Raw genomic sequence first — 7209 nt, forward strand, 5'->3', positions numbered from 1 at the left:
ACGCGTTGCTGGGCGGGGCCGCTGGGGGCGGTCAGGCCGTTGGAGGCGCCGTCCTGGTTGATCGCGGAGCCGCGGACCACGGCGAGGACGGGATGACCCAGCCGCTCCGCGTCCGACAGCCGCTCGACCAGGATCGTCGCGACGCCCTCGGCCCAGCCGGTGCCGTCGGCCGCCTCGGCGTACGCCTTGCAGCGCCCGTCCGGGGACAGCCCGCGCTGCCGGGAGAACTCCACGAAGACGCCCGGGGTGGCCATGACGGCGGCACCGCCCGCCAGCGCCATGTCGATCTCGCCGCCGCGCAGCGCCTGGATCGCCAGGTGCAGCGCGACCAGCGAGGAGGAGCACGCCGTGTCGAGAGTGACGGCCGGTCCCTCCAGCCCCAGCGTGTACGAGATGCGTCCCGAGGCGACCGCGCCCGCGGTCCCGGTGCTGAGATAGCCCTCGACCTCCGGCGGCGCGTTCTCCATGTCCGTGGCGTAGTCGTGGTACATCACCCCCGTGTAGACCCCCACGCGGCGGCCGCGCAGTTTCGTCGGGTCGAGACCGGCGCGCTCGAAGGTCTCCCAGGAGGTTTCCAGGAGCAGCCGCTGCTGGGGGTTCATCGCCAGGGCCTCACGCTGGTTGACGCCGAAGAAGGCCGCGTCGAACCCGTCCGCGTCGTGCAGGAAGCCGCCCTCGCCGACGTAGGAGGTGCCGGCGCGGTCCGGGTCCGGGTCGAAGAGGCGTTCCAGGTCCCAGCCGCGGTTCACGGGGAAGCCGGACACCGCGTCGCGGCCCTCGTCGACCAGCCGCCACAGCTCGTCGGGGGTGGTCACCCCGCCGGGCAGCCGGCACGCCATGCCGACGATCGCGATCGGCTCGGAGCGGGCGGCCTCGATGTCGTGCAGCCGCTGGTTGGCCTGCTGCAGGTCCACGAGGGCCCGCTTGAGGTAGTCCCGCAGTTTCCGCTCACCGGCGGAACCGGCGGAACCGGCGGAACCGGCGGAGCCTGAGGTACCTGTCGATCCGGCGGACGGGGTCGGTGAACTGGGTGTGGCCGTGGGTTCGTTGGGCATGGCCCGGTCGGTCCCTTCGGGGCTCGTCGGTGAGTGGAGTGGCTGCGGCGATGTCGTCAGGACAGACCCAGTTCGCCGTCCATGAGCTGGAAGATCTCCTCGTCGGTGGCCGTGTCGAGGTCGAGGGCCGTACCGCCTCCGGTGTCGAAGGACGCCGTGGTGAGCGGGGTCGCGCCGAGCCGCGCCGCCAGGTCGAGCAGCCGTGCCCCGAGCTGTGCCCGTACGGTGTCGTCCGGTTCGGACAGCGCGTCCAGGGCCTGCTCCAGGGAGTCGATACCGGCGCTCAGGGCCGACTCGTCCGAACCGCCGCCGGTGAGGCCCAGTTCCTCGATGAGGCGCTCGGCGAGTTCCACCGGCGTCGGGTGGTCGAAGATCAGCGTCGCGGGCAGCCGTACGCCGGTCGTCGTGGTGAGCCGGTTGCGCAGTTCGACCGCGGCGAGCGAGTCGAACCCGGCGTCCTTGAAGGCGGCGTCGGCACCGATCGCACGGGCGGTGGCGTGGCCCAGGACAGCGGCCGCCTGGGTGCGCACCAACTCCACCACGTCGGCCAGGCGTTCGGCCGGAGGGAGGGCGCCCCACCGGTCGGTGAGCGAGGTCTCGGACGCCGCCGCGGCCTTCGCGGCCCTGCGCGGGGCCCGCACCAGCCCGCGGAGCAGCACCGGTACGTCGTCGTCGGTCGTGGCCCGGCGACGTACTCCGGCCAGGTCCAGACGTGCCGTCAGCAGGACGGGCTCGCTGGACCCGAGACCGGCGTCGAGCAGGGCGAGGGCCTGCTCGGTGGGCATCGCGGTGATACCGGTCCGCCGGCCGCGTTCCAGGTCGGCGGTGTTCAGGGCGCCGGTCATGCCGCTCGCCTCCGCCCACAGGCCCCAGGCCAGGGCGACGGCGGGCGAGCCCGCGCTCCGGAAGCCCCGCGCCAGCGCCTCCAGCGAGGTGTTCGCGGCGGCGTAGTTGGCCTGGCCGGGGTTGCCCAGGGTGCCGGCGGCGGAGGAGAAGAGGACGAAGGCGGCCGGGTTGTGGTCCCTGGTCAGCTCGTGCAGCACCCGGGCTGCGTCGGTCTTGGCGCGGAGGGCGGTGTCCAGTCGTTCGGGGGTCTGTGCGGTGAAGATGCCGTCGTCGAGGACGCCGGCGGTGTGGATGACGGCGGTGAGGGGGTGTGCGGGGTCGACGGCGGCGAGGGCGGCGGTGAGCTGACCGCGGTCGGCGGCGTCGGCGGCGACGATGGTGACGTGGGCGCCGAGGGCGGTGAGGTCCTCGGTGAGGGTGCCGGCGCCGGGGGCGTCGGGGCCACGGCGGCTCAGGAGGAGCAGGTGGCGGATGCCGTGGGCGGTGACGAGGTGGCGTGCGGCCAGGGCCCCGAGGGTACCGGTGCCGCCGGTGACCAGGGCCGTACCGCGCGGATCGAGCGGCCCGGGGCCGTCGGCGGGCTCTGCGCGGACCAGCCGGGGGACGCGGATCCGGTCGTCGGACAGGGCGAGTTGGGGTTCGCCGGTCGCCAGAGCGGCGGGCAGCAGGTGCCGGTTGTTCTCGGTGGTGTCGACGAGGACGAGCCGGTCGGGGTGCTCGTTCTGGGCGGTGCGGATGAGGCCCCAGACGGCGGCCTGCGCGGGGTCGTCGAGGGCGTCCCGGGTCAGGACGACCAGCGGGGTGCCCGCTGCCCTGTCGGCGAGGTGGCTCTGCACGGCGGCCAGGACGTCACCGGTCAGTTCCCGGGTGTCCGCGCCGGTACGACCGGTCAGGTCCAGCACCGGCCAGTCCGCTCCGGTGCTCTCCGCGGGCGTGGGGACCTCCTGCCACGCCACCCGGAACAACGCGTCCCGCAGGGCGCCGTCCCCGGCGTCCAGCCGCCGCGGGTCCACGGCCCGGAAGGCCAGCGAACCGACCGACACGACCGGCGCGCCCGTCATGTCCGCGGCACTGACGGCCACCGTGTCGTTGCCGAGCCGCGCGATCCGCACCCGCAGGGCCGTGGCACCCGTCGCGTGCAGGGTCACCCCGTTCCACGCGAACGGCAGCAGCACCTGACCGGGTTCGGTCTCGGCGACCGCGCCGAAACTGGTGGCGTGCAGGGCCGCGTCCAGCAGCGCCGGGTGCAGCCCGTAGGCGTCCGCCCCGGTGACGGCCGCCTCGGGCAGGGCGACCTCCGCGTACGTCTCCTCGCCGCGCCGCCATACCTTCCGCAGGCCCTGGAAGGCGGGCCCGAAGTCGTGGCCGGCGGCTGCCTGACGCTCGTAGAAGCCGTCGACGGCGACCGGCTGCGCGCCCTGGGGCGGCCACTCGGCGAGCGGTGTGCCGGCCGGTCCGGGGCCGGGTGTGAGGTGCCCGGTGGCGTGCCGTACCCAGTCGGCGTCGCCGCCGGGACGCGAGTGGATGCTCACCGGGCGCCGACCGGTGCCGTTCTCGGCCGGGCCGACCTGGACGCGCACCTCGGCGCCGCCGCGCTCCGGCAGCACCATCGGCTCCTGGAGCACCAGTTCCTCCAGGGTCCCGGTACCGGCCCGGTCACCGGCGTGCAGGGCGAGTTCCACAAGACCGGTGCCCGGCACCAGGACGACCCCGGACTTGGCGTGGTCGGCGAGCCGGCCCGGCCCGTCGGCCGTCAGCCGTCCGGTCGCCAGCACCCCCGCGCCGTCCGGGAGTTCGACCACGGCGCCCAGCAGCGGGTGCGCGGCCTCGGCGAGCCCGAGGGAGCCCAGGTCGGCGGTGCCCGGGCCGGTCTCGGCCCAGTAGCGTTCCCGCTGGAAGGCGTAGGTCGGCAGCGCCACCCGACGGGCCCCGGTCCGCGGGACGGGCGTGACCGGCACGCCCCGAACCCACAGCCCGGCGACCGCGGTGAGCAGCGTGGCCGGTTCGGGGCGGGCGCGGCGCAGCCCCGGCAGGAAGGCGGCGTCGGCCGGTTCGCCGAGCGCGTCCACCGTCTCCCGGGCCATCGCGGTGAGCACCGCGTCCGGTCCGATCTCCAGGAAGTGACCGGCGCCCCGCTCCCTGACCCAGCGCACCGCGTCCGCGAACCGCACGGCCTCGCGCACGTGCCGCGTCCAGTAGTCGGGGGAGCCGAGCTCGGTGAGCCCGATCCCGGCCCCGGTCAGTGTGGACACCACCGCAACGGTGGGCTCCGCGCAGGTGACCGTGGCCGCGACGGCCCGGAACTCCGCCAGCATCGGCTCCATGCGCGCCGAGTGGAACGCATGGCTGACCCGCAGCCGCTTCGTCTTCCGGCCGCGCTCCGAGAGCGCCGCCGCGACCGCGAGGACCGCGTCCTCGTCGCCGGACACCACCAGGGCGTCGGGCCCGTTGACGGCGGCGACACCGGCCCGGCCGTCGGCCGGCAGCAGCGCGCGCACCTCGTCCTCGGAGGCCTGGACGGCGACCATCGCGCCGCCCTCGGGCAGCGCCTGCATCAGCCGGCCGCGCGCGGCGACCAGCCGGGCGCCGTCGGCGAGCGAGTACACGCCCGCCACATGGGCCGCGGCCAGCTCGCCGATCGAGTGCCCAGCCACGAAGTCCGGCCGTACGCCCCACGCCTCGACCAGGCGGTACAGCGCCACCTGGAGGGCGAAGAGGGCGGACTGGGTGTACACCGTGCGGTGCAGCAGCGCGGCCGCCTCCGTGCCGTCCTCGGCGAACACCACCTCGCGCACCGGCAGCGGCACGTGCCCTGCCAGCGCCCGGTCCAGTTCCGCGCACGCCGCGTCGAACGCGGCCGCGTACTCGGGATACTCCGTGTACAGCTCACGGCCCATCCCGGCCCGCTGGCTGCCCTGTCCGGTGAACAGGAACGCCGTCCGGCCCGACGCCGGGCCACCGGTCACCACGGACCCGGCCGCCCCGCCCGCGGCCAGCGCGTCCAGCCCGGCGAGCAGTTCGGCACGGTCGCCCGCCACGACGACGGCACGCCGGTCCAGCGCGGCCCGTGAGGTCAGCAGGGAGTGCGCGACGTCGCCGAGCGGGGCGTCGCCCAGCGGGGTGCCGCCGCTCCGGAGTCCGGCCGCCAGTCGGGCCGCCTGACCGGCCAGCGCCTCGGGGGTCTTCGCCGACAGGACGTACGGCAGCACGGCGGGGTGACCGGCGGCGGCCGACGGCTCGTCGGTGACCGACGGTTCGGTGGTGTCCGACGGTTCGGTGGCGGCCGGTCCGTCCTCCGCGGGCGTGTCCACGGGGGCCTGTTCGAGGATGACGTGGGCGTTGGTGCCGCTGACGCCGAAGGAGGACACGGCGGCCCGGCGGGGACGGTCGAGCTCGGGCCAGGGCCGGGCCTCGGTGAGCAGTTCGACCGCCCCGGCACTCCAGTCGACCTTCGTCGACGGCTGGTCCACGTGCAGGGTCCCGGGCAGGACGCCGTACCGCATCGCCTGCACCACCTTGATCACACTGGCGGCGCCGGCCGCGCCCTGGGTGTGCCCGATGTTCGACTTCAGGGACCCGAGTCCCAGTGGCCGCGCGCGGTTCTTGCCGTAGGTCGCGAGGAGCGCCTGGGCCTCGATCGGGTCGCCCAGCGTGGTGCCCGTGCCGTGCGCCTCCACCAGGTCGACCTCCGACTCCGGCAGACCGGCATCCGCGAGCGCGGCGCGGATGACGCGCTGCTGGGACGGTCCGTTGGGCGCGGTCAGCCCGTTGGAGGCGCCGTCCTGGTTGACGGCCGAACCGCGCACCACCGCGACCACCGGATGCCCGGCCCGGCGCGCGTCGGACAGCCGCTCCACCAGCAGCAGAGCCGCGCCCTCGGCCCAGCCGGTGCCGTCGGCCGCGTCCGCGAACGCCTTGCAGCGGCCGTCGGCGGACAGCCCGCGCTGGCGGGAGAACTCCACGAACGCGTCCGGGGTCGTCATCACCGCCACGCCTCCGGCCAGGGCCATGGTCGACTCGCCGGAGCGCACCGACTGCGCGGCCAGGTGCAGGGCCACGAGCGACGAGGAGCAGGCCGTGTCCACGGTCAGCGCCGGGCCCTCCAGTCCGAAGGTGTAGGAGATCCGGCCGGAGGCGACGCTGCCGGAGGTGCCGGTCAGCCGGTAGCCCTCCAGCTCACCGGCCGCGTGCTGCAACCGCAGCGTGTAGTCACGGTCGTTGACGCCGACGAACACGCCCACGTGCTCGCCGCGCAGTGCCGTCGGGTCGATCCCGGCCCGCTCGAACGTCTCCCAGGTGACCTCCAGCAGCAGCCGCTGCTGCGGGTCCATGGCGACGGCCTCGCGCGGGGAGATCCCGAAGAAACCCGCGTCGAACCGGGTCGCCGTGTCCAGGAACGCCCCGCTCCTCGCGTACGAGGTCCCCAGGTGCTCCGGATCGGGGTCGTAGATGCCCTCCAGGTCCCAGCCGCGGTCCTCGGGGAAGCCCCCGACCACGTCGACGCCGTCGGCGACGATGCGCCACAGCTCCTCGGGCCCGTCCGCCCCGCCGGGGAACCGGCAGCCCATGGCGACGATGACCACGGGATCGTCGTCGTCCGCCGCCACCCGCCGTCGCTCCCCGGCCCCGTCCGCGACCGGTCCGGACACCTCGCCGACCAGATCACCGAGGAGCTTGCGGGCCAGGTCGGCCGGGGTCGGATAGTCGAAGGCCAGCGTCGTCGGCAGGGTCAGCGCGGTGCGCTTGGCGATCCGGTTGCGCAGCTCCACGGCGGTCAGCGAGTCGAAGCCCGCGTCCTTGAACGCACGGGTCTCGCCGACCGCGTCGGGCGAGCCGTGGCCGAGGACGGCCGCCGCCTCCGCGCGCACCAGATCGACGAGCGTGCGCTCCCGTTCGGCCGCCGGCAGGCTCACCAGCCGCTGCCCGAGCGAGCCGACGGCCGCGGCCTGTTCCGCCTCGCCCTGCGCGGCCGCGCGCCGCAACGGACGCACGAGCGAGCGCAGCAGCCACGGCACCGGCTCCGTCGCCGACCGGGCGCGCAGTCCGGCCAGATCCAGGCGCGCCGCCACGAAGGCCGCGTCGCCCGCCCGGATACCCGCGTCGAGCAGCGCCATCCCGGTACCGGCCGACAGGCCCAGCATGCCGTCCCGCCGATGACGGCGCAGCGCCGTCTCGTCCAGGTGCGCGGTCATGCCGCTCACGTCCGACCAGTAGCCCCAGGCGAGGGAGACGGCGGGGACGTGTTGGGTGCGGAGGTGGTGGGCGTAGGCGTCGAGGGCGGCGTTGGCGGCGGCGTAGTTGGCCTGGC

2 protein-coding genes are annotated in these 7209 nt (G+C 75.3%); both read right to left on the reverse strand.

Features of this window, described 5'->3' with window-relative positions; all coding sequences use genetic code 11:
- A partial coding sequence (locus AB0472_RS45760; protein ID WP_366365613.1) for a beta-ketoacyl synthase N-terminal-like domain-containing protein occupies positions 1–1055 on the reverse strand: 1055 nt, incomplete at its 3' end.
- A 56-nt stretch (positions 1056–1111) separates the two neighbouring features.
- The coding region (locus tag AB0472_RS45765; RefSeq protein ID WP_366365615.1) for an SDR family NAD(P)-dependent oxidoreductase at positions 1112–7209 on the reverse strand (6098 nt) is incomplete at its 5' end.

This window comes from Streptomyces sp. NPDC086777 (genome assembly GCF_040702065.1).
Taxonomy (GTDB): domain Bacteria; phylum Actinomycetota; class Actinomycetes; order Streptomycetales; family Streptomycetaceae; genus Streptomyces.